The sequence below is a fragment of the Xanthomonas sp. NCPPB 1754 genome, from assembly GCF_041475725.2.
Taxonomy (GTDB): Bacteria; Pseudomonadota; Gammaproteobacteria; order Xanthomonadales; family Xanthomonadaceae; genus Xanthomonas; species Xanthomonas euvesicatoria.
In genome coordinates this window covers 4102763-4125277 of sequence record NZ_CM192982.1, presented here as the reverse complement: position 1 = coordinate 4125277, position 22515 = coordinate 4102763, and the positions used below count along the sequence as shown (strand labels likewise).

Sequence of the window (22515 nt, the reverse complement as noted above, 5' to 3'; positions counted from 1 at the left end):
GCGGGCTAGCTGACTTCGGCTAGTGAGCGGGGGTGCCGACCCCACTTATCTGGTATTGCGCCAAACCTGCGGTATGGGGCGACGCGCTCAAGCGAGCACAAGCGCCCGCCCTGGAATGATTGAAACAGTCCGTATGCCATGCCGGCCGGCAAATACTGACTCTTTGCCACGCTGTCTATCGTATCTTCATCCGCAGCACCTGGATTTGCCGAGTCGTCAGTTCCAGCAGCAAAAGCGGCGACGCAGTGCTGAGGGGATTTCAGCCGTCGAATGGCCGGGGCCTGGAAGCTCAGAAAGGGCATCCAAGGTATCCCGCGAAGTGATCGCGGATTATAGCGGCACGAGCCAACGTGGCGGAAAGGTTGCCCGCCATTCCACACAATTCTGAAGGCGCCGCGAAGCTGAACGCCCGCGGCGGCTACACTCAGGCCAGTGCCTGTTCCAACTCCGGCAGCAGCGTAAACAAATCTCCCACCAGCCCGATATCGGCAATCTCGAAGATCGGCGATTCCGGGTCCTTGTTGATCGCCACAATCGTGCCGGCGTCCTTGATGCCGGTCAGGTGCTGGATGGCGCCGCTGATGCCGATGGCCACATACAGTTCCGGAGCGATGATCTTGCCGGTCTGGCCGACCTGCAGCTCGTTGGGTACGTAGCCGGCGTCCACTGCCGCGCGCGAGGCGCCCACGGCGGCGCCGAGTTTGTCGGCCAGGCTGTAGATATGCTGGAAGTTCTCGGCCGAGCCGACGCCGCGGCCACCAGAGACCACGCGCTTTGCGCTCTGCAGGTCGGGGCGGTCGGAGCTGCCTGCTGCCAGACCGACAAAACGGGTATGGGTCGGCAACGCGGCCTCCACCGTGGCCGCCTCGACCGTCGCGCTTCCACCGCCGGCCGCTTCCGGCCAAGAGGCACTGCGCACTGTCGCGACCACGATCTGCTCGGCCGGGGCCTTGACGGTGATGATGGCGTTGCCTGCATAGATCGGACGCTTGAAGGTGTAAGCGTCTTCGACCGACATCAGATCGGAGATCTGGTTGACGCCCAGCAGTGCAGCCACGACCGGCATCAGGTCCTTGCCGAAGGTGGTGGAGGGTCCAAAGACATGCGTGTAGCCCTGGCCGGCAAGCTGGGCGATCTGCGGCCCCAGCACCTGCGCGATGGCGTGTTCGTTTGCGGCGTTCGCCACCGTCAGCACTCGGGCAACACCGGCTAACTGCGCGGCTTGCGCTGCAACCGCGGCCGGGTCGGCAGCCAGCACAACCACATCAATTGAGTTGGCCGAGATCGCCAGCGCAGCGCTGAGGGTCTTGGCGGTGGCCGCATTGAGCTGACCGTTGAGATGTTCGGCAACAACGAGAACCTTGGCCATTACAGCAACCCCTTCTGCTTGAGTGCGGCCACCAGCTCGGCGGCGTCCTTGACCATCACACCGCGGCTGCGCTTGGACGGCGCGGCGTAGTGCGTGGTGGTCAGGCTGTCATGCGCGTCGACGCCCAGGTCGGCAAACGCCAGCGTTTCCAGCGGCTTGCTCTTGGCCTTCATGATGTCCGGCAGCTTGATGAAGCGTGGCTCGTTCAGGCGCAGATCGGTGGTGACCACTGCCGGCAGGTCCACTTCCAGCGTCTCCAGGCCGGCATCGACTTCGCGCGTCACCGTGGCCTTGCCATCGGCAACGACGAGCTTGCCGGCGAAGGTGGCCTGCGGGCGGCCCCAGAGGGTGGCGAGCATCTGGCCGGTCTGATTGGCGTCGTCGTCAATGGCCTGCTTGCCGAGGATGACCAGATCCGGCTGTTCCTTCTCGACCAATTTGAGCAGCGCGCGCGCGGCGGTCAGCGGCTGAACAGCCGCATCGGTCACTACATGGATTGCGCGATTTGCGCCCATGGCCAGGCCGTTGCGCAGGTGCGCAGCCGCATCGGCCGGCGCCAGGGTGGCGACCACGACTTCCGTGGCGATGCCGGCATCGCGCAGGCGCAATGCTTCTTCCAGGGCAATTTCGTCGAACGGGTTGGGCGAGAGCTTGACGCCCTCGGTCACCACGCCGGAGCCATCCGGCTTGACCTGAATGCGGACGTTGTAGTCCACCACGCGCTTGTAGGCGACGAGGATTTTCATCGTGTACGAGATCCTTCAGCTATTGCGGGAAGGCCCGGCCGCGGCGGCAGGCACGGGAGTGGGGGCATTCTAACCGGGTGAAGCGAACCATGCGATGGCGTATGGGTGGTGCGGTGCACCACCAAGCTTGCCGCAGCACGTGCCGCGCTTAAGCCGGATGCGGCTGGGACCGTATATCCTGTGTGGTTTAAAAAGCGCGGCACGGTTCGCGTGACCAGCACACAAGGGGTAAACAGTGACGACTTGGCTTGTAACCGGCGGCGCCGGTTTCATCGGCGGCAATTTTGTGCTGGAAGCGGTGTCCCGCGGCGTCCGCGTGGTCAATCTGGACGCCCTGACTTACGCGGGAAACCTGAACACACTGGCGTCGTTGGAGGGCAATCCTGACCATGTCTTTGTCAAGGGCGATATCGGTGACGGTGCGCTCGTCACCCGCCTGCTGCAAGAACACCGGCCCGATGCGGTGCTGAATTTCGCTGCCGAGAGCCATGTCGATCGTTCGATCGATGGGCCTGGCGCCTTCATCCAGACCAATGTCGTCGGGACCCTGGCCCTGCTCGAAGCAGTGCGTGATTACTGGAAGGCGTTGCCGGATGCGAGTCGGGATGCGTTCCGCTTCCTGCACGTGTCCACCGACGAGGTCTACGGCACTCTGGGCGAGACCGGCAAGTTCACTGAGACCACGCCATATGCGCCGAACTCACCGTACTCCGCGTCGAAAGCCGCCTCGGATCATCTGGTGCGTGCATTCCACCACACCTATGGGCTGCCGGTGCTGACCACCAATTGCTCGAATAACTACGGCCCATATCATTTCCCCGAAAAGCTCATCCCGCTGGTGATCGCCAAGGCGCTGGCTGGCGAGCCGCTTCCTGTCTACGGCGACGGCAAGCAGGTGCGTGACTGGCTGTTCGTCAGCGATCACTGCGAGGCGATCCGTACGGTGCTGGGCAACGGTAGGGTCGGCCAAACCTACAATGTCGGTGGCAATTCCGAGCGGCAGAACATCGAGGTCGTGCAGGCCATCTGCGCATTGCTGGATCAGCATCGTCCGCGCGAAGACGGCAAGCCACGCGCGAGCCAGATTACCCATGTGACCGACCGGCCCGGGCACGACCGTCGTTACGCGATCGATGCTTCGAAGTTGAAGAACGAATTGGGTTGGGAGCCTGCCTATACCTTCGAGCAGGGCATCGCGCAGACGGTGGAGTGGTATCTCGGTAATCAGGCGTGGGTACAGGGCGTGCTGGACGGAAGCTACCGTCTGGAACGTATCGGCGCGGCGTCCTGACATCCCTCTCTCTGGTGGCCGCTCAGGTGCGTGCCGACCTTCCAAGGAAGCTCTCATGACACAACGCAAAGGCATCATCCTGGCAGGCGGGTCGGGCACCCGCCTGTATCCAATCACCAAGGGCGTCAGCAAGCAGCTGCTGCCGGTGTACGACAAGCCGATGATCTATTACCCGCTCAGCGTGCTGATGCTGGCGGGCATCCGCGACATCCTGATCATCAACACACCGCACGAGCAGGCGCTGTTCCAGTCGTTGCTGGGCGATGGTTCGCAATGGGGTGTCAATATCCAGTACGCCGTGCAACCGAGTCCAGACGGGCTCGCGCAGGCGTATCTGATCGGCCGCGACTTCGTGGACGGCAAGCCGAGCTGCCTGGTGTTGGGCGACAACATCTTCCACGGTCATGGCCTGACCGAGACCCTGCGCCGCGCCGATGCGCGTGAACAGGGGGCGACCGTGTTCGGTTACTGGGTCAACGACCCGGAGCGCTACGGCGTTGCCGAATTCGATCAGCAGGGCAAGGTGATCGATATCGCCGAAAAGCCTGAGAAGCCCCGTTCGAACTATGCGGTAACGGGTTTGTATTTCTACGATGGAAGAGCAAGCGACTATGCGGCTGCCCTGAAGCCATCGCCGCGCGGCGAATTGGAGATCACCGACCTCAATCGCTGCTATCTGGAAGCCGGCAAGCTGCATCTCGAGCCGCTAGGGCGTGGCTATGCGTGGCTTGATACCGGTACGCATCAGTCCTTGCATGAAGCGGCCAACTTCATCGAAACCATCCAGATGCGGCAGGGTCTGCAGGTGTGCTGTCCTGAGGAAATCGCATTTGGTCAGGGCTGGATCGACACCGAACAGCTGGAGCGCCTTGCGGCGCCGCTGGCTAAAAATGACTACGGTAAGTATCTAAACGCCCTAGCCAAGCGCGGAGTGGTCTGTTGAAAGTGATCGAAACGACGTTGCCTGGCTGCGTTGTGATAGAGCCAACAGTCTTTGGAGATGCTAGGGGATACTTCTTCGAAACGTGGAATGCCGAGCGTTTCAAGCAGCACGGCCTGCCGCAGAACTTTGTGCAGAGTAATGTCTCCACCTCCGCCAAGAGTGTCCTACGTGGTCTGCATTATCAGTGGCCACGTCCACAGGGCAAGCTGGTTAGCGTCCTTGCCGGTGAGGTGTATGACGTTGCTGTTGATCTGCGGTCTGGCTCGCCTCATTTCGGGCGTTGGACAGCTGTCCTGCTGAGCGCTGAGAACCGTCGCCAAGTCTGGATACCGGAGGGCTTTGCACATGGCTTTGCAGTGCTTTCGGAAACAGCACTGTTCAGTTACCTGTGCACCGATATCTACGTCAAGGAGGCCGATGCCGGCGTTCGTTGGGACGATGCTGCGATCGGTATCGACTGGCCGATCAGCAATCCTGTGCTCTCTACCAAGGACGCAGCTGCACCATTTCTGGCCGATGTGCCGCCTGATCGCTTGCCAACCTTCCCAGCATGATCACGTTGGTGGTTGGTGCCAGCGGACAGGTCGGTACAGAGCTGTTGCGTGCACTTGCAAGGGGCGGGGCAGAGGTGGTGGCAGCGACCCGTAGCGGGCAGCTACCTGACGGTACGACCTGCGAGACCGCGGATTTCGATGCGCCGGAAACATTGCCTGGCTTGCTAGACCGCTTGCAGCCAAGTTGCGTCGTCAACGCAGCCGCCTATACGGCCGTCGATCGTGCCGAGCAGGAGCGTGATGCCGCCTTCCGTGCCAATGCCGAGGCGCCGGCGGTCATCGCGCAATGGTGCGCGCGCGCCGGTGTGCCCCTGGTCCATTACTCGACCGACTATGTCTTCGATGGACAGGGCACGCACCCCTATCGGCCGGACGATGCCACCGCGCCGCTCGGCGTGTACGGGCAAAGCAAACTGGCCGGCGAGCAGGCAGTGCAGGCGGCCGGCGGCCGTCATCTGATCTTCCGCACTGCCTGGGTCTACGCGGCGCATGGACACAATTTCCTGCGCACGATGCTGCGCGTGGGCGCCGAGCGCGACGTGCTGCGCGTGGTCGCCGACCAGATCGGCACGCCAACGCCAGCGGCGTTAATCGCCGACATCACGGCGCACGCGCTGCGCCAGCCAGGCGAACCCTCCGGCTTGTGGCATCTGACCGCCGCCGGGCAGACCACCTGGCACGGCTTCGCCGAAGCCATCTTCGCGCAGGCGCGCGCGCGCGGCCTGCTCGCCCGTGCGCCGCGCGTGGAGGCGATCAGCACCGCCGACTATCCCACGCCGGCCACGCGCCCGGCCTATTCGCGACTGGATATCCACAGCCTGCAGGACACCTTCGGCGTCCGCCTGCCGGACTGGCAGGATGGACTGAGCCAGGTGCTGGACACGCTCACCCAACGATGAGCGTCGTCGGTGGTGCCATCGATCGGTGCGGCTTCAGCACCGACTCATAGCTTGCACTTCGCTTCGGCTACCATCAGGGTTGATCCGCGCCGGACCGGCGATCTGCTCCACGCAGGTCGCGGCCGACGTGGATGTGCCGCTGAAGCGGATGCCACGCACGATGCATACGTTGGATGCATGCAGGTGTGCGCTGTATCGCATCAGCCGGCACCGTGCAGGTTCTCGCGTATCCCCCAGCGGGCGCGCCAGCCCCATTGCGGGCTCGGCCGTCCCGTCATTACGCCGCGACCTGCATGCAGCGCGCTACATCCTCCCCCATCCAATGTCGCAAGGAATTCCAATGAAGATCGCTGTCGCGGGTACCGGCTATGTCGGTCTGTCCAATGGCGTATTGCTCGCCAAGCACCATGAGGTAGTGGCGCTGGACATCGTCGAGTCCAAGGTGAAGCTGCTCAACGAAGGCCGCTCGCCGATCGTCGACAAGGAACTCGAAGCCGCGCTGGCCCAGGGTGGCTTGAACTTCAAGGCCACCCTGGACGCCAAGGAGGCGTTTGCCGGCGCAGAGTTCGTGATCATCGCTACGCCCACCGACTACGATCCGGACACCAACTATTTCAACACTGGGTCGATCGAGGTCGTGATCGCCAAGGTGCTGGAGATCAATCCGCAGGCGACCATGGTGATCAAGTCGACCATTCCGGTCGGCTACGTCGCCAAGCTGCGCGCGCAGTTCGGTACCGACAACATCATCTTCTCGCCCGAATTCCTGCGCGAAGGCCGGGCGTTGTACGACAACCTGTACCCGTCCCGGATCATCGTCGGCGAGCGTTCGGCGCGTGCGGAAACCTTCGCGCGGCTGTTGCAGGAAGGCGCGCTCAAGCCCGACGTGCCGGTGTTGTTCACCGAGCCGACCGAGGCCGAGGCGATCAAGCTGTTCGCCAATACCTACCTGGCGATGCGCGTGTCCTACTTCAACGAACTGGACACCTACGCGCTTACCCATGGGTTGGATAGCCGCCAGATCATCGAGGGCATCTGCCTGGATCCGCGTATCGGCAGCCACTACAACAATCCTTCCTTCGGCTATGGCGGTTACTGCCTGCCCAAGGACACCAAGCAGTTGCTAGCCAACTATCAGAGCGTGCCGCAGAACATCATCCGGGCGATCGTCGATTCCAACACGACCCGCAAGGACTTCATTGCCGCCGACGTGCTACGGCGCAATCCCAAGGTGGTCGGCATCTATCGGCTGATCATGAAGGCCGGATCGGACAATTTCCGTTCGTCCAGCATCCAGGGGGTGATGAAGCGCCTCAAGGCCAAGGGCGTGGACGTCATCGTGTACGAGCCGACGCTGAGCGATCCTGAGTTCTTCCGCTCGCGCGTGGTCAACGACCTGGAGGCCTTCAAGCGCGAAGCCGATGTCATCATCAGCAACCGCATGGCCGACGCGCTGCAGGATGTGCAGGACAAGGTGTATACGCGCGACCTGTTCGGCGACAACTGAGCCAGACAGGCGCTTATTAAGTCCTGGCGGTGGCGATGCCACCCGCCAGGTCGCCCATGGGATTCACGGCGATGCGGTGCTATTTACCGCCTCGCAGGCAGGTACCCGCGGTGGCGAACCGTGGGCGATGCAGCTGCGTTGCCCGCATTCACAGGTGTGCGACACAGCCAATGAGGCATGCGGCCTCTAATCCGCGCGCAGCGTATCGTGATAAACGTGGCCACTGATAACGCAGGACGGCGGCCGAAGGCCGCCGTCGATATTGCAGTCTACGGTGAGACGCGCGATCAAGCGCGGCCGTAGGTGTCTTCGAAGCGCACGATATCGTCTTCGCCCAGATAGCTGCCGGACTGCACCTCGATCAACTCCAGCGGCAGCTTGCCCGGATTGCGCAAGCGATGGGTGACGCCCAGCGGGATGTAGGTGCTCTGGTTTTCGGTCAGCAGCAGCACTTCTTCGCCACGCGTCACTTCGGCCGTGCCGCTCACCACGATCCAGTGTTCTGCGCGGTGGTGATGCATCTGCAGGCTCAGCACTGCACCCGGTTTGACGGTGATGCGCTTGACCTGGTGGCGTTGGCCCATGTCGATGGAATCGTAAGCGCCCCATGGGCGATAGACCTTGCGATGCCAGGTGGCCTCGGAACGGCCAGCGGTCTTGATCTGGCTGACGACGTCCTTGACCTCCTGGATGCGGTCGCGGTGGCCGACCAGCACGGCGTCCGGCGTTTCAACGACCACCACATCCTCAAGCCCAACCATGGCGATCAGGCGCGAGCCGTACGCATACGTGTTCTGGCAATCGAGCTGGATCACGTCGCCATGGTGCGCGTTGCCTTGCGCATCCTGGTTGGAAACATCCAGCAGCGAAGACCACGAACCGACGTCGTTCCAGCCCGCGTCCAAGGGCACCACGACCGCATCGGCGGTCTTTTCCATCACGGCATAATCGATCGAATCCGACGGGCTGGCGGCGAAGGCGTCCTTGTCCAGACGGGTGAAATCGGCGTCGCGCTTGCCGTTTTCCCACGCCTTCTGGCACGCATCGGCAATGGCCGGATGGAACTTGCGCAGCTCTTCCAGGTAACGCGACGCACGGAACAGGAACATGCCGCTGTTCCAGTAGTACTCGCCGCTTGCCAGATAGCTTTGTGCGGTGGCGAGGTCGGGCTTCTCGACGAAGCGCTCGACTGCGCTTGCACCGGTACCGGCGCCGGCCTTGATATAGCCATAGCCGGTTTCGGGCGCAGTCGGCTTGATGCCGAAGGTCACCAGTTTGCCCTGCGCTGCCGCATCTGCGGCAACCTTCACTGCTGCCTGGAATGCAGCTTCGTTGCCGATAACGTGATCGGAAGGCAGTACCAGCAATAGCGGGTCGGCACCGTCACGGGTCGCTTCCAACGCTGCAACGGCAATTGCCGGCGCTGTGTTGCGTCCCTTGGGCTCCAGCAGGATGGCCGAAGGCTTCACGCCCAACTGCTGCAACTGCTCGGCGGCCATGAAGCGGTGTTCTTCATTGGCGACCACGATGGGGGCGTGGCCTGCGACGGGAGCCGCGCGCAACCAGGTGGACTGCAGCATGCTCTTGTCGCCGACCAGCGGCAGGAATTGCTTAGGATAGGACTCGCGTGACAGCGGCCACAGGCGCGTGCCGGAGCCGCCGGACAAGATAATGGGTAGGACGTCGCTCATGGGCGGGGGAAACTCCAGTGCGTCAAAGGTGGGGGAGAATGGTAGATCAGCCGCGCAGCAAGGCGGAAATTTCCTGCGTACGCGTTTCCAGCAGTGCGGCATCGCCGCGCGTTTCCACGTTCAGGCGCAGCAGCGGCTCGGTATTGGAGCTCCGTAGGTTGAAACGCCATTGACCAAAATCGGCGCTGATGCCGTCGGTGTAATCCAGCTCCGGCGACAACGACGCGTAATGCTCCATCACGCGGGCAACAGAGGCCTTGGCATCGGCCACCTTGAAGTTGATCTCGCCGCTGCAGGGGAATTTCTGCATGCGCGCTTCGACCAGATCGGCCAGCGAACGGCCCGACTGCGACACCAGTTCGGCGATCAGCAGCCACGGAATCATGCCGGAGTCAGCGTAGGCGAACTCGCGGAAATAGTGATGCGCGCTCATCTCGCCGCCGTAGACGGCATTTTCGCTGCGCATCTTTTCCTTGATGAAGGCGTGGCCGCTCTTGCACAGCACCGGAATGCCGCCGGCTTCTTCGACCTGCTCGACCGTGTTCCAGGTCAGGCGCGGGTCGTGCACGACCTTGCCGCCCGGCTGCTTGGCCAGGATCGCCTGGGCCAGCAGGCCGACCAGGTAATAGCCTTCGATGAAGCGGCCGGTGTGATCGAAGAAGAAACAACGGTCGAAGTCGCCGTCCCACGCGATACCGAAATCGGCGCCGTTGTCCTTGACCGCCTTGGCGGTGGCGTCACGGTTTTCCGGCAGCAGCGGGTTCGGAATGCTGTTGGGGAAGTTGCCATCGGGCTCATGGAACACGCGCACGAATTCGAACGGCAGATGCGGCGCAAGCAAGTCGACGATCAGACCGGCGCCGCCGTTGCCGGCATTGACCACCAGCTTGAGCGGCTTGAGCGTGCTGCGGTCCACGTAGCTGAGCAGGTGCTCCAGGTACGCGGTCTTGTCGGTGCGGCTCTGCTCACTGGCGGTGGGCTCGCCAGGCGCTGCGGTATCGGCCGCGACCGTGTCGCGGATGGCGAACAGACCGGTATCCGAGCTGATCGGTCGCGCTTGCTCGCGGACCAGCTTCATCCCGTTGTAGTCCATCGGGTTGTGACTGGCGGTCACCATCACGCCGCCGGCGGCCTTGAGGTAATCGGTCTGGAAATAGACTTCCTCGGTGCCGCACAGGCCGATGTCGATCACTTCACGGCCACTGGCGCGCAGGCCCGCCGAAAGCGCTTCCTGCAGCGCCGGGCTGGCCAGGCGCACGTCGTGGCCCAGGACCACCGGCCCTTGATCCAGCTGCGCCGCCAGCGCCACGCCGATGCGGCGGGCCAAGTCCTCGTTGAGTTCATCCGGCACACGGCCGCGAATGTCGTAGGCCTTGAAGGCGGGTAGCGTCATGGGCAAATCCTGAAGTGGGGGACGACCGAGTTTAGCGGCTGCGCCGTGTCTTGGGTGTGGCGGAATTGCGACCGGGGACAGGGAACAGTCAGCGGATAGAATGGGCGCTTCACATCAGCGAGGTGAGGGCGGTGATGCGCAGTGACGGACGTGGTGCGGCAAGCGGCAAACGCTATGCCGATGCCAAGGCAGCACTGGACGGGGTACTGGCCAATGGTCAGACCCTGGCGGTGGGCGGCTTTGGGTTGTGTGGAATCCCGGAGGCATTGATTGCAGCCGTGCGCGACAGTGGGGTCGGCGGGTTGACCGTGATCTCGAACAACGCCGGCGTCGACGGATTCGGGCTTGGTCAATTATTGGCCACCCGGCAGATCCGCAAGATGATTTCGTCCTACGTGGGCGAAAACAAGGAATTCGAACGCCAATACCTGGCGGGCGAGCTCGAGCTGGAGTTCAATCCGCAAGGCACCCTGGCCGAGCGTTTGCGCGCCGGTGGCGCGGGCATTCCTGCGTTTTACACTGCCACCGGCTACGGCACGATCGTGGCCCAGGGCAAGGAAACGCGCGAATTCGACGGCAAGCATTACGTGCTTGAAACCGCGTTGCAGGCCGACGTGGCGCTGGTCAAGGCATGGCGCGCCGATACCGCCGGCAACCTGGTATTCCGTAAGACCGCGCGCAATTTCAATCCCGCCTGCGCCATGGCCGGACGCGTGTGCATCGCCGAGGTTGAGGACATCGTGGAGCTGGGCGATATCGATCCGGATCAGGTGCATCTGCCCGGCATTTACGTGGACCGCCTGGTGCTCAACGCCACGCCGGAAAAACGCATCGAACAGCGCACCGTGCGCGAAGGACAGCAGTGATGGCGTGGACCAGAGACCAGATGGCCGCACGCGCGGCACGCGAACTGACCGATGGTGCCTACGTCAACCTGGGCATCGGCCTGCCGACGCTGGTCGCCAACCACATCCCCGACGGTGTGGATGTGTGGCTGCAGTCGGAGAACGGCCTGCTTGGCATCGGCCCGTTTCCAAGCGAAGACCAAGTGGATGCAGACCTGATCAATGCAGGCAAGCAGACCGTGACCGCCCGCGCCGGTGCCAGCTATTTCGGTAGCCACGATTCATTCGCGATGATCCGTGGCGGCCACATCGACCTGGCGATTCTCGGCGCAATGCAGGTCACCGACCGTGGCGATCTGGCCAACTGGATGGTGCCCGGCAAGATGGTCAAGGGCATGGGCGGTGCAATGGATCTGGTGGCCGGCGTCAAACGCGTGGTGGTGTTGATGGAGCACGTCGCCAAGGACGGAAGCCACAAGATCTTGCGCGAATGCGACCTGCCACTGACCGGCGTCGGCGTGGTGGACCGCATCATTACCGATCTAGCGGTGTTCGATGTCACTGCAGATGGATTGGTGCTGGTTGAACACGCCGATGGAGTGGAGCTGGAGGAACTGCGCAAAAAAACAGGCGTTGCATTCATTGCCGCATAAATAAGCAGGGGCCTGTCAGGCCCCTGGCTTTTAGAGATTCTGGTAGTTCGGACCAGAACCACCCTCCGGCGTGACCCAGGTGATGATTTCGTACGGGTCCTTGATGTCGCAGGTCTTGCAGTGCACGCAGTTGGCCGCGTTGATCTGCAGACGCTTGCCGGAGGGGCTGGCGGTGTCTGCGACCATTTCGTAGACGTTGGCCGGGCAGAAACGGGTGCAGGGGTTGTCGTATTCGGTCACGCAGCGGGTGGCGCATACATCGGTGTCCAACACCTTCAGATGTACCGGCTGGTCTTCATCGTGCTCGGTGGCGGCGAAATATACGGCTTGCAGGCGATCGCGCGGGGCGAGGTCGCGGGTGACGTAGTCGCGCTTGGGCTGTTCGTACTCGCCGAGCTTGTGCAGCGCCGACCAGTCGGGTTTGTTCTTCAGCGTCCACGGCGAAGCGCCCTTGAGCGCGGTTTCCCAGGCCGCGTTGAGCAGGCCGAACCACAGGCCCTTCTTGAAACCGGGCTTGATGTTGCGGACTTGCTTCAGCTCGGCCATGACGTCGGAGGCGCGCAATGTGGCATCGAAACCCTGCGGCGCCAGCTGCGATTGCACCAGGTGTTCGGCGGCCAGCATGCCGCTGCGAATCGCCTGGTGGGTGCCCTTGATCTTGGGCACGTTGAGCAGGCCGGCGGTGTCGCCAATGAGCAAGGCGCCGGGCATGTCCACTTTCGGCAGCGACTGCCAACCGCCACTGACCAGTGCGCGGGCACCGGCAGACAAGATGCTGCCACCTTCCAGCAGCGGCTTGATCATGGGGTGGTTCTTCCATTGCTGGAAGGCTTCCCACGGTTGGTAGGCCGGGTCGCTGTAGTCCAGCCCGCTTACATAACCGAGCGCGATCTGGTTGTTGTCCAGGTGATAGACGAAGCTGCCGCCGTAGGTGCGGTTGTCGGCTGGCCAGCCGATGGTGTGCACGATCTTGCCGGGCGTGACGCGGCCTTCGGGCACCTGCCACAGCTCCTTGATGCCGATCGAATAGCCTTGCGGGTCGCTGTCGGCGGTGAGGTCGAAGCGCTTGAGCAGCCGCTTGGTCAGGTGGCCACGCGCGCCTTCGGCAAGCACGGTGACCTTGGCGCGGATGTCGATGCCGGCGGTGTAGCCGGGCTTGTGCGTGCCGTCTTTTGCAATACCCATGTCGCCAATGCGCACGCCCACCACCTGGCCGCTGTCGTCGTGCAGCGTTTCGGCGGCGGCGAACCCGGGATAGATTTCCACGCCCAGCGCTTCGGCCTGCGGCGCCAGCCAGGCGCACATCGCGCCCAGGCTGACGATGAAGTTGCCATGGTTGCGCATGCCCGGCGGCACCACCGGGAACTTGCGTGCGCTGTCCTTGCCGAGGAACCAGAATTCGTCGTCGGTGGCCGCCACGCAGATCGGCGGCGGATTGTCGCGCCAGCCTGGCAGCAATGCATCCAGCGGGCCGGGCTCGATCACCGCACCGGACAGGATATGCGCGCCGATGGTGCTGGATTTTTCGATCACGCAGACGCTGATGTTCGGATCGAGCTGCTTGAGCCGGATCGCGAACGACAGCCCGGCCGGACCGGCACCGACGGTGACGACGTCGTATTCCATGACGTCGCGCTCGACCGCCTCTGACGCGTGTGCGCCCACTCCCGCTTCCGACATTGCTCCGCTCCCGTTGGCTCGATGGCTGTTGCGCATTTTCCGGGATTGCATGTGACGGCGGCAAATCGGGTCGATTCATCCGCGCCATGCGGGGCTGCGTGCTAGCGTTTCCCGGATGAAGATTCGGGTGGCATTGCCGGGGGCGGAGATCAACTGGTGGCGTGGTTGGCTGCCGCCCGCGCAGGCCGATGCGCTGATGCAGGCGCTGCTGGCGCAGGCGCACTGGGAGGTGCACCGCATCCGGATGTTCGGACGCATGGTGGATTCGCCGCGCTTGAGCAGCTGGATCGGCGATCCGGAGGCGAGCTATCGCTACTCGGGCACACGGTTCTCGCCACAGCCGTGGCTGGAGGTGCTGCAGCCCGTGCGCATGCGGCTGGAAGACGAAACCGGTCACCGGTTCAACAGCGTGCTGGTCAATCGCTACCGAAGTGGCAGCGATGCGATGGGCTGGCACAGCGACGACGAGCCTGATCTGGGCGCGCAGCCATTGATTGCCTCGGTGAGCCTGGGTGCGACGCGGCGCTTTGCGTTCAAGCACCGCGACGATGCGGCCCTGAAGCAAACGCTGGAGCTCGGTCACGGCGACCTGTTGCTGATGGGCGGCGACACCCAGCGCCACTACAAACACGCTTTGCCGCGCACCGCCAAGCCGGTCGACGAGCGCATCAATCTGACCTTTCGTCAGATCGCGGTGCGCGTGTCCCAGCCATGAGCGGCTAGCAACATGCAGCGCGCTCGCCTGGGCGGTGAGCCCGGTGGGCGTGTCGGCCGCAGCTTGCGTGGGCGCAATCAGCAATCCAGGTCAAACGATGAGTGGATCGAGTGCGCGGTTCCCTCAACGCTTGCGTAACACGCCGTGAACCCATCCATGCGGGCTCGATGGCGGTATCCATGCCGCCAACGGTCCCGCAAGCGGCGAGGACACCGCACCAGAAAGTGCATTGGTGACGTGATTGAAGAGCAAGGACGCCCCGCCCAGACAGTCGACTGGCTGCTGTGTTGAAGAACGAGCAGACCGCGTCGAGAAGCCGCTAGCTGCTTCTTTGAAAGCTGTGCGCACCGACCATCTCAACTGGTCCTTGCCCGCCTACCCTCGCCTAACCCTTGGCGGCGTGGATGCCGCCAGGAAGCATGCAGGGACGTACTTGCAGCGTGTCTCGCGATGGTGGGCGGGTAAGCGCCCTGCAGCCACGGCACAGATCAGCCGCTCTGCAGGAGACCGGCGTGACGTCGCCTGTCAGCCGCTTCAAGCCTGTCGCTTGCGCTTACAACGAACGCGGCAAGTTCTGGCTGTCCTGTTGCCCGGCGGTTAGCGTCCAGCCGACCAGCTCGGTGGTGACCTGGGTCAGCGCCTGCTCGAAAGCCACCGCGACTGCGGCGGTATCGGTGCCGGTGGACGGGCGCGCGACCAGGAAGGTGCGCGAGGCGACCACGCGTTGGTCGGTCGAATGCAGCAGTTTGGCGTTGAGCTCGATCGTGGCCGAGGGCAGCGACTGGCCGGCGTAATCGGATTCGAAGCGGCGCAGGTCGATCGCCAGCTTGTAGTCCGAGCGGATGCCGGTGCCGATATGGGCCACCGCGGCAATCTTGCCGGAGTCTTCGAACGCGCGCACCACGCTGTCTTCCAGCATGTCGGTGGCTGGCTGTGCCCAGCCAGCGCCGTGGTAGACCTGCAGTTCGCCAGGGGTCGGGCGCACATTGATGCGCGGGCTGTCGATGACGCGTGCGGCGCTGGGCTTGGCCACCACCAGCTGCCAGGCCACCTGTGGCCAGGTGGGATTGGGCGTCACGCGCACCGTCGGGGCGTAGATGGTGGCAGGCTTCTGGTCGCCGCCGGTCAGCACCGAGCAGCCGCCCAGCGCCAGCAACGACACGCACAGCAAGGGACGCAACAGGCGCATGGCAGTCATTTCGGTTCGAACTCCTTGGGTGCGTCGCGGCCGAGCAGGTAGCGCGCAGGGTTGTTGTCCAGTTTGTCGCTGACCCGGCGCAGGTCGCGGATCAGGCCGCGCAATTCGGTCAGTGTGGGGCCGAGCTGGCCCAGCCCATCGTTGGCAAAACTATTGATGGCCGCGCGGTTCTCGCCAAGGATGTTGTCGGCATTGCCGGCGGCCGAATCCAGCTTGACCAGGGTGGCATCGAGTTTTTCTAGGATGCCCGGCAGCTGCTGTACCAGGTTCTGGTCCAGCCGCTTGATGGTGCCGTTGGTGGTGGTCAGGGTGGTGTCCAGATTGCGCGCGGCGTCGCGCGCGCTGACGATCAGTGCCTGCATGCCTTCGTCGCGATCGGCGATGCCACCGCTGATCTTCTCCAGGTTCTGCAGCGTGGCCGAAATGCTGGCCACATTCTTGTCCGAGAGCATCTGGTCCATGCGCTCGACGATGCGATTGGCGGTGTCGGTGATGTTCTGCAGCGCCGACGGGGTGGTCTGGATGATCGGCGCGTCGCTCTTGTCGATGCTGGTCAGCGCCGGCGCTTCGGGCGTGCCGCCGGAGAGCTGGATGATCGACGGGCCGGTCAGGCTGGTGATCGCCAGCTTGGCGCGGGTGTCGCTCTTGATAGGCGTGGTGGAGTTGACGCGCACATGCGCGACCACCTGCCGCGGGTCGTTCGGCGCCAGGGTCAGCTCGGTGATCGAGCCGACCGCGATGCCGTTGTACTGCACCGGGCTGCCGACCGACAGGCCGGTCACCGCCTCGCGGAACACCACCCGGTATTGCTGCCAGGTGCGGTCGGAGGAGTACTTGGCGGCCCATAGCCCGAACAGCAGCAGGGCCAGGCCGGCCACGATGGTGAAGGCGCCGATCAGGACGTAATTGGCTTTGGTTTCCATGCTCAGGCGGTCTCGGTAGAGTCGGTCTTGGCCGCGCGCGCGGCGCGGGCGCGCGGACCGTGAAAATAGTCCTGGATCCAGGGGTGATCGATCTGCTCGACCTCGGCCAGCGGCGCGTTGGCGATCACCTTGCGATCGGCCAGTACCGCGATGCGGTCGCAGATGGCGTACAGCGTATCCAGGTCATGGGTGATCAGGAACACGGTCAGGCCCAGGGCCTGCTGCAAGGTGCGGATCAGACGGTCGAAGGCGGCCGCACCGATCGGATCCAGCCCGGCGGTGGGTTCGTCCAGGAACAGCAACGGTGGATCCAGCGCCAGCGCACGTGCCAGGCCGGCACGCTTGCGCATGCCGCCGGACAATTGCGAAGGCAGCTTGTCCAGCGCATCGGCCGGCAGGCCGGCGAGCTTGATCTTCAGCAGCGCCAGTTCGAAATACCAGCGCTCGGGAAACTCGCCATGGTGTTCCTTCAGCGGCACCTGCACGTTTTCGCCCACGGTCATCGACGAAAACAGCGCCCCGTCCTGAAACAGCACGCCGGTGTTGCGGGTGATGTGCTGGCGGTCGGCGAACCGGCCCGAGCGCGCGTCCGCGCCCAGCACCTGGATGCTGCCGGCATCGGGTTCGCGCAGGCCCAGGATGCTGCGCATCAGCACCGACTTGCCGGTGCCCGAACCGCCGACCACGCCGAGGATTTCGCCGCGCCGCACGTCCAGATCCAGGTCTTCGTGCACGGTCTGGCTACCGAAACGGTTGGTGAGCCCGCGCACGGAAATCGCCAGCTGTTCGTCGTCGGCCTCGGCCTGTGGGCCGGGATTAGGGAGTGGGGATTCGGGATTGGTCACAGCACCTTCCTCTCCAATACCAGTGCAAGCGCCGCGCTGCGGCTTTGTACGAATCCCGAATCACGCATGTCCAATCCCGGCTTCATCACCACCCCATCTTCATGAACCACAACGCCGCGATCGCGTCGAGGATGATGACCAGGGAAATCGTCTGCACCACCGAGGACGTGGTGCGTTCGCCCACCGATTGCGCGGTGCCGCTGACTTTGAGCCCTTCCAGGCAGCCGATCAGCCCGATCACCAGCGCAAACAGCGGCGCCTTCGAGAGCCCGACCAGGAAATGCCGCAACTGGATGGTTTCGTGCATGCGCGCCAGATACATCTGCGGCGGAATATCCAGGTCGAACGCGCCCACGGTGACGCCACCGGCCAAGCCGGCGATCATCGCGATGAAGGTCAGCAGCGGCAGGGTGAAGATCAGCGCGAGCAGGCGCGGGATCACCAGCAGGTCGATCGGGTCCAGGCCCAGGGTGCGGATCGCGTCCACTTCCTCGCGCGATTTCATCGCGCCGATCTGCGCGGTGAAGGCGCTGGCGGTGCGGCCTGCCAACACAATTGCCGTCAGCAGCACCGCGAATTCGCGCAGGAAGGCGATGGACACCAGCTCCACCACGTAAATTTCCGCACCGAAGTCGCGCAGGATGGTCGAGCCCAGGAAGGCGATCACCGCGCCCACCAGATACGACAGCAGCACCACCAGCGGCACCGCGTCCAGGCCCACCTGCTCCATGTGATGCACGGTGGAGGTCAGCCGGAAGCGCCGCGGCTCGTGGATCAGCCGCATGATCTTGACCAGGTTTTCGCCCAGAAAACTGTTCAACTCCAGGATGTCCTGGCCGACGCGATGCGTTGCCCGGCCCAGGCGGTCGAGCGCGGCGACGAAGCCGTAATCGCGTTTGGGCTTGGGGCGCTCGTCGTTGAGTTCCTCGATGGTGCACACCAGTGCCTGGTGCTCATCGCGGAAATCGATCGCGTCTTCCTTCAGGCCCATGCGGCCGGCAAAGCGCAGCAGCTGCAGTACGCCGGCCGAATCCAGCTGCTGGATGCCGCGCGCGTCGATGCGGCGCACCCCGTCGGGTACGGCCTGCAGCAGTTCTGCCTGAGGCAGGGCGGTCGCCAGGACCCAACTGCCAGCGAGGCGGACCTGTGCCTGATCCTGCGAGTCTTGTTCGATGCGTGGAGGTTGCGGTTTGATCATGGGTGGCCTGTCCGTGGCGCCAGCATACAGGGCCAATGTGAGCGACGGATGGGGACGCAACCGCAGCGGTGTGCCGATGGCCGTCGATGAGGGCGCCGGCTACGCGCGCTGCGGCATACACTGGCGGCCTCGCCGGACACGGCGTTTCTCCGATCCGACCCGCCACGCATGTCCGCTGCCACCGTCGTCCTCCCGTCCGCCAGCGCCACCTACGCCCAGCGCGTCGCCTTTGTGTCCGAAATTGCCGGGCGCCTGCATTCCTATGGCACCACCGCGCAACGGCTGGAAGCAGCGGTGGTGGGGTTGTCGCAGAAGCTGGGCCTGGACTGCGAGCCCTGGTCCAACCCCACCGGCATCATCCTGAGTTTCAGCGACCCCACCAAGGCGATCGGTTCCAGCGACATCACCCGGGTGATTCGCCTGGCGCCGGGCGAAAACGATCTCTACAAGCTCAGCGTGGCCGATTATGTGGCCGACAGCGTGGCCAACGGCCGCATGAGCATCGCGCAAGGACATACCGCATTGCGCCGGCTGGACCGCGAGGTGGACCGGCGCGGCAAGACCCTGCAGGTGCTGGCGTTCGGGCTGGCCGCCGCCGGCGTGGCCGGGCTGTGGAAGCTGCCATGGCTGGATATCGCCACGGCCGGGGCGATCGGCATGTCAATCGGCCTGCTCACCCAGTACACCGACAAGCGCGCTGCCACCAAGGAAGCCGGCGAGGCGCTGGCCGGTCTGCTGGCGGGCGTGGTGGCCGCGCTGGTGGCCTCGCTGATCGGGCCGTTGAACCTCAACACGGTGATCATCGCCTCGCTGGTGGTGCTGCTGCCCGGCATGTCATTGACCAATGCGTTCAACGAGCTGGCCAGCCAGCACTGGGTCTCCGGCACCGCGCGTCTGGCCGGTGCGGTCACCACGGTGCTCAAGCTGACCGTAGGTGCGGTCATTGCGGTGACCCTGACCCAGCTGGTTGGCCTGCATCCCCAGGTGGCCGCGCTGCGGCCGCAGGCCGGCTGGGTGGAATGGGCCTCGCTGGTGGTGGCCGCTTATGCGTTCGCGGTGCTGTTCAAGGCCAATCGACGCGATTATTTATGGATCATGGCGGCGGCCATGTCAGGTTATGTCATCGCGCGTTATGCAGGACATGCCTGGGGTGGTCCGGCCGGGGTATTCGCTTCGGCAATGGCATTGACCGCTGCGGGCAATTTATTCGGGCGCGTGGTCCACAAGCCCGGTGCGCTGATCCGGTTGCCCGGCATCATCATGCTGGTTCCCGGGAGCGTCAGTTTGCGTGGCTTTTTGACCTTGGTGCAGCAACAGGATGTCAGCGTCGGACAAGCCGCACTCTTGGCGGTGACCAATATCGTGATGGCATTGATGGCCGGATTGCTGTTTGGCAATCTGCTCATTCCGGCCCGCAAGAATTTATAAGGGCAAACACCCCGCAATAAAAACGCCGGCATGGCCGGCGTTTTTATTGGTTTGAATCAGGCAGTCTTGGACTTCTTGGCGGCGCGCTTGGTGACGGCCTTGCGCGGCGAGGCCTTCTTGGCGGTTGCTTTTTTCGCACCGCCGACCTTGCTGATCAGGAAGTCTTCCACCTTCTTGCCGGCGGCGGTCAACTCGGCCAGCCAGCGCGGCTGCTTGCCACGGCCGGTCCAGGTTTCCTGGGCGTTGGCGGGGTTGCGATACTTCGGCGGCACCTTGCCCAGCTTGCGGCCGGCACGCGGACCCGGCTTGCCGGCACCCGCCGGACGGCCCGGACCGGCACTGGCAGAAGCGCCAAACAATTCTTCGATGGAATAACCCTGGGCTTTTGCAGCGCGGACCAGCTGCGTGCGGACCTTGGCGATCGGCGCGCGCTTGGCAACCACGGTCTGCTGCTTCTTTGCATTTTTGATCAGGGCGCTCAACTGCTTGGCCGACAGGCCACTAAGATCGATCGACATCACTGCTCCGGAAGATGAGAGAAAAAGAATGCCGGTCCATGGCAGCGGTGGCCATCATAAAGTGAGAAAACCGGTGTGACAAATGCGCCGAAATAATTCGGCGCTTTGTGTTCATCCATTTGAAGCCGATACCCGGGGTTTGATCAATGCCCCAGGCGGGAGAATAACGCTGCTTTATCCAGGCTTTCCGCTGCATCGGCGGTACGGGCGCGATATTCAAATGTGCCAGCCGCCAATCCACGTTCCGAGACCACCACCCGATGCGGAATGCCCAGCAGTTCCATATCGGCGAACATGGCGCCCGGGCGCAGTCCGCGATCGTCCAGGGCGGCATCCAGGCCGGCGGCAAGCAATTGGTCCAGCAAGGCCTGGGCGGCGGCGAGCACCTGTGGGTCCTGCTTGGGATTGATCACGCAGACCACCACCTGCCACGGCGCCATCGGCGCGGGCCAGATGATGCCGGCATCGTCGTGGTTCTGTTCGATCGCCGCGGCCACGATGCGCGAAATGCCGATGCCGTAGCAGCCCATCTTCATCACCGCCGCCTTGCCGCCTTCGTCGATGACAGTGGCTTGCAGCGCCTGCGCGTACTGGCTGCCAAGCTGGAACACATGGCCCACCTCGATGCCGCGAGCCAGGCGCAGTTCGCCTCCGTCGGCCGCGCGTTCGCCTTCGACCACGTTGCGCACATCGGCCACGGTTTCCGGTTCGGGCAGGTCGCGGCCCCAGTTGACGCCGACCAGGTGGGCGCCGGACACATTCGCGCCGACCACGAAATCGGCCAGTGCGGCGACATCGCGGTCGGCCACCACGCGCACCGGACGCGCGGTGTTGACCGGGCCCAGGAAGCCCGGCTCGCAGCCGAGGTGTTCGCGGATTTCGCTTTCGTTGGCCAGGCGGTAATCGGCCAGCCCGGGCACCTTGGCCAGCTTGATCTCGTTGACCGCGTGGTCGCCACGCACCAGTACCAGCACGAAGCCGGCCTGGGTCATCACCGCCACCGACTTGACCGTGCGCTGCAGCGCGATGCCGAGCAACTGGGCCACGTCTTCGCAGGTCTTCTGGGTGGGCGTTGCCACCTGCTGCATTGCTTCGCTGGCCGCGGCGCGCGGGGCCGGCGGTGCCGCACTGGCGGTTTCCACGTTGGCGGCGTAATCGGAGCCGGTGGAGAACGCCAGCGAGTCCTCGCCGGAGTCGGCGATGACGTGGAATTCCTGCGATGCATCGCCGCCGATGGCGCCGGAATCGGCCTGCACGGCGCGGAAATCCAGTCCCAGGCGGGTGAAGATGCGCGTGTAGGCGGCGCGCATGTTGTCGTATTCGCGTGCCATGTCCTCGTCAGTGAGATGGAACGAATACGCGTCCTTCATCAGGAACTCGCGCGCACGCATCACGCCGAAGCGCGGGCGGATCTCATCGCGGAATTTGGTCTGGATCTGATAGAAATTCAGCGGCAGCTGCTTGTAGCTGTTGATTTCCTGGCGCGCGAATTCGGCCGCGGCCTCTTCGGCGGTGGGGCTGTAGCAGAACTCCTGTTCCTTGCGGTCCTTGATCTTGAGCAGCTGCCCGCCGAACTTCTCCCAACGCCCGGTAGCGTCCCACAGCTCGCGCGGCTGGATGGTGGGAAACAGCACTTCCACTGCGCCGGCGCGGTTCATCTCTTCGCGCACGATGGCTTCGACCTTGCGCAACACGCGCAGGCCCAGCGGCGACCAGGTGTACAGCCCGGAGGCCAGCTTGCGGATCATGCCCGCGCGCAGCATCAGACGGTGGCTGACCAACTCGGCGTCGGCCGGGGTTTCCTTGGTGGTGTGCAGGTGGAACTGGGAAAGACGCATCGGGCTTCGCTTGGGCGGAAAGCCGCTAGTTTGCCAGTCTCGCGCCCTGCCGGTCATCGCCAGGCGCGCGTTGCCGGTTGTCGCTGGCAGGGCAGGCCCCTGCGGGGCGGCTCGAGTGGCTGGCTTGCCGGCGCACGTGCGCCGTAGACCGCGCAGTCGTCCGCACGTATCCATCACCGGTGCCGGGCGCTCATGCGGCCCCGGGGGCGCGCTTTCTACCACCTACGCATGTGTTGCCATCAGGTCGGGCGCGCTGGCTCTGCAGGTGGTCGCGGCACCAG

The 22515-nt window shown here is 64.0% G+C and carries 20 protein-coding genes; 9 read left to right on the top strand and 11 right to left on the bottom strand.

Annotation, left to right across the window (positions count from 1 at the left end; translation table 11 throughout):
- Positions 1–424: 424 nt before the first annotated feature.
- The gene (locus ACCQ15_RS17675) at positions 425–1369 is read right to left on the bottom strand and encodes an electron transfer flavoprotein subunit alpha/FixB family protein (protein WP_011348614.1); all 945 of its coding nucleotides are present in this window, start codon (positions 1367–1369) and stop codon (positions 425–427) included.
- Complete coding sequence (locus tag ACCQ15_RS17670) at positions 1369–2115, bottom strand: electron transfer flavoprotein subunit beta/FixA family protein (RefSeq protein WP_218533137.1); 747 nt, start codon at positions 2113–2115, stop codon at positions 1369–1371. Before ACCQ15_RS17670 ends, ACCQ15_RS17675 begins: the two co-directional genes overlap by 1 nt.
- A gap of 235 nt (positions 2116–2350) precedes the next feature.
- On the opposite strand from ACCQ15_RS17670, the gene rfbB reads away from it, so the two are divergent.
- From rfbB to ACCQ15_RS17645, 5 genes are all read left to right on the top strand, one after another.
- The gene (gene rfbB / locus ACCQ15_RS17665) at positions 2351–3406 is read left to right on the top strand and encodes a dTDP-glucose 4,6-dehydratase (protein WP_011348612.1); all 1056 of its coding nucleotides are present in this window, start codon (positions 2351–2353) and stop codon (positions 3404–3406) included.
- A 55-nt stretch (positions 3407–3461) separates the two neighbouring features.
- Positions 3462–4349, top strand: coding sequence for a glucose-1-phosphate thymidylyltransferase RfbA (gene rfbA / locus ACCQ15_RS17660; protein WP_372380858.1), 888 nt, complete (start codon positions 3462–3464; stop codon positions 4347–4349).
- Entirely contained in the window at positions 4346–4903 is a 558-nt protein-coding gene (gene rfbC / locus ACCQ15_RS17655) for a dTDP-4-dehydrorhamnose 3,5-epimerase (RefSeq protein ID WP_071118778.1), read from the top strand. The genes rfbA and rfbC overlap by 4 nt, the downstream gene beginning before the upstream one ends.
- The gene (rfbD, locus tag ACCQ15_RS17650; protein WP_372380857.1) at positions 4900–5802 is read left to right on the top strand and encodes a dTDP-4-dehydrorhamnose reductase; all 903 of its coding nucleotides are present in this window, start codon (positions 4900–4902) and stop codon (positions 5800–5802) included. Before rfbC ends, rfbD begins: the two co-directional genes overlap by 4 nt.
- Positions 5803–6142: 340 nt before the next feature.
- A complete protein-coding gene (locus ACCQ15_RS17645; RefSeq protein ID WP_008576953.1) occupies positions 6143–7309 on the top strand; it encodes a nucleotide sugar dehydrogenase in 1167 nt (388 codons plus the stop codon).
- A 287-nt stretch (positions 7310–7596) separates the two neighbouring features.
- Here the strand turns inward: ACCQ15_RS17645 and ACCQ15_RS17640 are convergent, their stop codons facing one another.
- Positions 7597–9000: a mannose-1-phosphate guanylyltransferase/mannose-6-phosphate isomerase gene (locus ACCQ15_RS17640; protein ID WP_014091078.1), complete on the bottom strand. Its 1404-nt coding sequence runs from the start codon at positions 8998–9000 to the stop codon at positions 7597–7599.
- A gap of 46 nt (positions 9001–9046) precedes the next feature.
- On the bottom strand, positions 9047–10393 hold the full coding sequence (locus ACCQ15_RS17635) for a phosphohexomutase domain-containing protein (protein ID WP_372380856.1): 1347 nt from the start codon (positions 10391–10393) through the stop codon (positions 9047–9049).
- 134 nt (positions 10394–10527) lie between these two features.
- On the opposite strand from ACCQ15_RS17635, the gene ACCQ15_RS17630 reads away from it, so the two are divergent.
- Positions 10528–11259, top strand: coding sequence for a CoA transferase subunit A (locus ACCQ15_RS17630; protein ID WP_218555518.1), 732 nt, complete (start codon positions 10528–10530; stop codon positions 11257–11259).
- Complete coding sequence (locus ACCQ15_RS17625) at positions 11259–11891, top strand: CoA transferase subunit B (RefSeq protein ID WP_011348605.1); 633 nt, start codon at positions 11259–11261, stop codon at positions 11889–11891. Before ACCQ15_RS17630 ends, ACCQ15_RS17625 begins: the two co-directional genes overlap by 1 nt.
- A gap of 30 nt (positions 11892–11921) precedes the next feature.
- On the opposite strand, the gene ACCQ15_RS17620 is transcribed toward ACCQ15_RS17625, so the two are convergent.
- The gene (locus ACCQ15_RS17620) at positions 11922–13571 is read right to left on the bottom strand and encodes an electron transfer flavoprotein-ubiquinone oxidoreductase (RefSeq protein ID WP_372380855.1); all 1650 of its coding nucleotides are present in this window, start codon (positions 13569–13571) and stop codon (positions 11922–11924) included.
- Positions 13572–13686: 115 nt separating this feature from the next.
- Here ACCQ15_RS17620 and ACCQ15_RS17615 point away from each other — a divergent pair, with 115 nt between their 5' ends.
- Positions 13687–14286, top strand: a complete 600-nt coding sequence (locus tag ACCQ15_RS17615; RefSeq protein WP_372380854.1) for an alpha-ketoglutarate-dependent dioxygenase AlkB family protein — start codon at positions 13687–13689, stop codon at positions 14284–14286.
- A gap of 553 nt (positions 14287–14839) precedes the next feature.
- Here ACCQ15_RS17615 and ACCQ15_RS17610 read toward each other — a convergent pair.
- The 4 genes from ACCQ15_RS17610 to ACCQ15_RS17595 form a co-directional block, all read right to left on the bottom strand.
- Complete coding sequence (locus ACCQ15_RS17610) at positions 14840–15484, bottom strand: ABC-type transport auxiliary lipoprotein family protein (RefSeq protein WP_372380853.1); 645 nt, start codon at positions 15482–15484, stop codon at positions 14840–14842.
- Complete coding sequence (locus ACCQ15_RS17605; protein WP_008576973.1) at positions 15481–16407, bottom strand: MlaD family protein; 927 nt, start codon at positions 16405–16407, stop codon at positions 15481–15483. The genes ACCQ15_RS17610 and ACCQ15_RS17605 overlap by 4 nt, the downstream gene beginning before the upstream one ends.
- A 2-nt stretch (positions 16408–16409) precedes the next feature.
- Positions 16410–17252, bottom strand: a complete 843-nt coding sequence (locus ACCQ15_RS17600) for an ABC transporter ATP-binding protein (protein WP_127166880.1) — start codon at positions 17250–17252, stop codon at positions 16410–16412.
- A gap of 85 nt (positions 17253–17337) precedes the next feature.
- Positions 17338–18450: an MlaE family ABC transporter permease gene (locus ACCQ15_RS17595; protein WP_008576978.1), complete on the bottom strand. Its 1113-nt coding sequence runs from the start codon at positions 18448–18450 to the stop codon at positions 17338–17340.
- Between the two features lie 168 nt (positions 18451–18618).
- Here ACCQ15_RS17595 and ACCQ15_RS17590 point away from each other — a divergent pair, with 168 nt between their 5' ends.
- Positions 18619–19878, top strand: coding sequence for a threonine/serine exporter family protein (locus ACCQ15_RS17590; RefSeq protein ID WP_008576981.1), 1260 nt, complete (start codon positions 18619–18621; stop codon positions 19876–19878).
- 56 nt (positions 19879–19934) lie between these two features.
- Here the strand turns inward: ACCQ15_RS17590 and ACCQ15_RS17585 are convergent, their stop codons facing one another.
- Both ACCQ15_RS17585 and ACCQ15_RS17580 read right to left on the bottom strand, forming a co-directional pair.
- Positions 19935–20396 (bottom strand): H-NS histone family protein, encoded by a 462-nt coding sequence (locus ACCQ15_RS17585; RefSeq protein ID WP_065627720.1) that lies wholly within the window; start codon positions 20394–20396, stop codon positions 19935–19937.
- A gap of 143 nt (positions 20397–20539) precedes the next feature.
- A complete protein-coding gene (locus ACCQ15_RS17580) occupies positions 20540–22234 on the bottom strand; it encodes a proline--tRNA ligase (RefSeq protein ID WP_011348599.1) in 1695 nt (564 codons plus the stop codon).
- Positions 22235–22515 lie beyond the last annotated feature (281 nt).

Excerpts from the sequence above, each read along its gene's own strand:
- ACCQ15_RS17675 (WP_011348614.1), bottom strand. The coding sequence starts at position 1,369 with ATGGCCAAGGTTCTCGTTGTTGCCGAACATCTCAACGGTCAGCTCAAT.
- ACCQ15_RS17670 (WP_218533137.1), bottom strand. The coding sequence starts at position 2,115 with ATGAAAATCCTCGTCGCCTACAAGCGCGTGGTGGACTACAACGTCCGC.
- rfbA (WP_372380858.1), top strand. The coding sequence starts at position 3,462 with ATGACACAACGCAAAGGCATCATCCTGGCAGGCGGGTCGGGCACCCGC.
- rfbD (WP_372380857.1), top strand. The coding sequence starts at position 4,900 with ATGATCACGTTGGTGGTTGGTGCCAGCGGACAGGTCGGTACAGAGCTG.
- ACCQ15_RS17645 (WP_008576953.1), top strand. The coding sequence starts at position 6,143 with ATGAAGATCGCTGTCGCGGGTACCGGCTATGTCGGTCTGTCCAATGGC.
- ACCQ15_RS17640 (WP_014091078.1), bottom strand. The coding sequence starts at position 9,000 with ATGAGCGACGTCCTACCCATTATCTTGTCCGGCGGCTCCGGCACGCGC.
- ACCQ15_RS17635 (WP_372380856.1), bottom strand. The coding sequence starts at position 10,393 with ATGACGCTACCCGCCTTCAAGGCCTACGACATTCGCGGCCGTGTGCCG.
- ACCQ15_RS17630 (WP_218555518.1), top strand. The coding sequence starts at position 10,528 with ATGCGCAGTGACGGACGTGGTGCGGCAAGCGGCAAACGCTATGCCGAT.
- ACCQ15_RS17625 (WP_011348605.1), top strand. The coding sequence starts at position 11,259 with ATGGCGTGGACCAGAGACCAGATGGCCGCACGCGCGGCACGCGAACTG.
- ACCQ15_RS17620 (WP_372380855.1), bottom strand. The coding sequence starts at position 13,571 with ATGTCGGAAGCGGGAGTGGGCGCACACGCGTCAGAGGCGGTCGAGCGC.
- ACCQ15_RS17615 (WP_372380854.1), top strand. The coding sequence starts at position 13,687 with ATGAAGATTCGGGTGGCATTGCCGGGGGCGGAGATCAACTGGTGGCGT.
- ACCQ15_RS17610 (WP_372380853.1), bottom strand. The coding sequence starts at position 15,484 with ATGACTGCCATGCGCCTGTTGCGTCCCTTGCTGTGCGTGTCGTTGCTG.
- ACCQ15_RS17605 (WP_008576973.1), bottom strand. The coding sequence starts at position 16,407 with ATGGAAACCAAAGCCAATTACGTCCTGATCGGCGCCTTCACCATCGTG.
- ACCQ15_RS17595 (WP_008576978.1), bottom strand. The coding sequence starts at position 18,450 with ATGATCAAACCGCAACCTCCACGCATCGAACAAGACTCGCAGGATCAG.
- ACCQ15_RS17590 (WP_008576981.1), top strand. The coding sequence starts at position 18,619 with ATGTCCGCTGCCACCGTCGTCCTCCCGTCCGCCAGCGCCACCTACGCC.
- ACCQ15_RS17585 (WP_065627720.1), bottom strand. The coding sequence starts at position 20,396 with ATGTCGATCGATCTTAGTGGCCTGTCGGCCAAGCAGTTGAGCGCCCTG.
- ACCQ15_RS17580 (WP_011348599.1), bottom strand. The coding sequence starts at position 22,234 with ATGCGTCTTTCCCAGTTCCACCTGCACACCACCAAGGAAACCCCGGCC.